Annotated in this window: 2 protein-coding genes; both read right to left on the bottom strand. The window is 34.6% G+C overall.

Going from position 1 to position 2,457, the window contains the following annotated elements:
- On the bottom strand, window positions 1–520 hold a 520-nt coding region (locus tag AC1DUW_RS25860; RefSeq protein WP_477643826.1), incomplete at its 3' end, for an arginase family protein.
- 171 nt (window positions 521–691) lie between these two features.
- Entirely contained in the window at window positions 692–2,296 is a 1,605-nt protein-coding gene (locus tag AC1DUW_RS25855; protein ID WP_477643825.1) for a sigma 54-interacting transcriptional regulator, read from the bottom strand.
- Window positions 2,297–2,457 lie beyond the last annotated feature (161 nt).

Genomic DNA, 2,457 nt, shown 5'->3' with positions numbered 1-2,457 from the left:
CCTCTACAGCTCGCCGAAACATGGTGCCATGTGTGTATTTTTTACCAAAATATGAATCCCAAGTGTCTCCATGCGAATCAAAATGAACAAGACTTATAGGTCCATATTGTTTGGCCATGGATCGCAAATGAGGTAATGAAACAGAATGGTCTCCACCAATTAAAATCGGAATGACATTATTCTTCAGTAATGTCCCAAGTTGTTCTTCTATTAAATGATAAGATTCTTCTATATAACCCGGATTCACTTCAAGGTCACCGTAATCCACACCCGAACAATGCTCAAATATATCAATTTCCATACCTGGATTATATGGACGAAGAAGAGAAGACATAGAACGAACAGCTTCCGGACCAAACCGAGTGCCTACGGCAAAACTTCCTCCTGTATCAAACGGGACTCCAACAACCGCAAAATCTATGTCCTTCTCCGTTTTTACAAACGGTAAGCGCATAAACGTTTTTATTCCCGAAAAACGCGGGGAATTTTGAGAATTAATCGGTACGTATTTTTGGTTCATGTTAAAACCTCCTATTTATTTGTTTATTCCACCAATTTATATTGCAATATTCATGCCAAAAAAACTTCAAACAGCTAATCTTATATATAAGCCATTGAAGTTTCGACGTACTTATTAATTTTGCGGTTCACCGTCGCTTGACTGATTCCTAGTGCCTGTCCCAGCGTGATGCTATTTGGATATTTCCTGTTTTCCTGCGAAATCGGGATCAACACTTTCAAAATTGAGCACATCATCGTTTGATGTAATCATTGTTTTTTCGATATAATTGCGAAGTTCACGTATATTTCCGGGCCATTTTTGATGGGTCATCCAAGTAATCATCTGCGGCGAAAAAGATTTTGATAAACGATGCTTTTTGTTAAATTCCTTTGTAAATTCATCACAAAGTGAAACAAGTTCATTTTTCCTTTCACGAAGTGGTGGAACTTGAACCTTTATAACATTGATTCGATAATATAAGTCTTCGCGAAAATGCCCTTCTTTTACAAGTTGTTCAAGATTTTTATTTGTAGCACAAACGATTCGACAATCAATATTGACTTCCTTGCTCCCCCCTACTCGCGTTAACCTACGATTTTGAAGCACAGATAAAAATTTTACCTGCAAATTATATGGCAACTCAGCGATTTCATCCAGTAAGATTGTCCCACTTTGCGCCAATTCAAAATATCCTTTTTTTCCTCCTTTTTTCGCACCAGTAAACGCTCCTTCCTCATAACCAAACAGCTCAGATTCAATCAGTGATTCTGGAATAGCACCGCAATTTACTTCAATAAACGGCTTGTCTTTTCTTAAAGACTCTTTATGTATGAAATGAGCAAGTCTGGTTTTTCCTACTCCTGATTCACCTTCCAATAGTATAGTGACATCTAAATCTGAAACTTTTGAAATTAGCTCCATCACTTTTTGCATTTTTCGCTCATTTTGTTTAAGAAGTTGCTTCTTTTTTAATTTAGTGATCTCTTCCTCATATAAAGTAATTGTTTTAGCCACTTGTTCATTTTTCTCTTTTAAAAGTTCAATCTCTGTAATATCTCTTGAAAAGCTTAAAATTCTTATAAGATTGCTACCTTCATCAAATATTGGATAAGCAGAAACAATGACTTTTTTATTCGTATTCGTATTTTGAACTCTCGTCTCTATCTCTTGGCTATAAAGAACAAGTTTTGTCACAGATGGAGTTAAAATACCTTGTTGTTCTAACTTCTCCACTGTTTGACCAATTAGTTCACTTGGTTCCACACCATATAATTCACGACATGATGGGCTTACATTCAATACCATTCCAGAAGCATCTGTAATAAAAATCTCATCGAATGAATGGTAAATAACATGGTCGAGTAGCCACAAATCCCATTTTAGGTCTGTTTTATCTAAAATTTCTATATCTGTACCATCTGTTCTAAGTGCTTTTCTTGCTTGGTTCATTTTATCATCAGTTAGATATTTGTTTGTAAATTGGTCTTTGGGAATTAAAAACCCTCTTCCTCCCTCTATCGGAGAAGTATTAATGTATTTGATTTTTCCTTTTTTAATCCATTTATACACGGCTTGGCCTGTCACACCAAATAATTCTGCTGTTTCCTCAACAGTCATCATATTCCCATCTTTATTTTGTTCAGTATTAGTTTCTCCACTTGAAGTAAATGCTCTAAATAAATCAATAACTTCTTCTTCTTTCATATTATTGAGCAAGTCAATAAACGTTTTTTTGCTTGGGTTTTTTTGAAGAGTCTCCTTAAAAGCGAAACGTGTTTTTTTTGGAATAGGCACTTTTATCCACCTCCTGTTTTCATTATTTCAAATTTTAAACTAATTATATTTATAATACTTATTTATCTAATTAAACTAAATAAACGGTTCTGGTGCAAGAACTTGAAGACAATTGCAATTAATCTCTAAATCTTGGACATACTGATACTATTACTCTAAAA

This window comes from Peribacillus sp. P4_C12 (genome assembly GCF_056402095.1).
The sequence above is the reverse complement of the archived record's forward strand: the minus strand, read 5'-3'. Positions and strand labels throughout refer to the sequence as shown.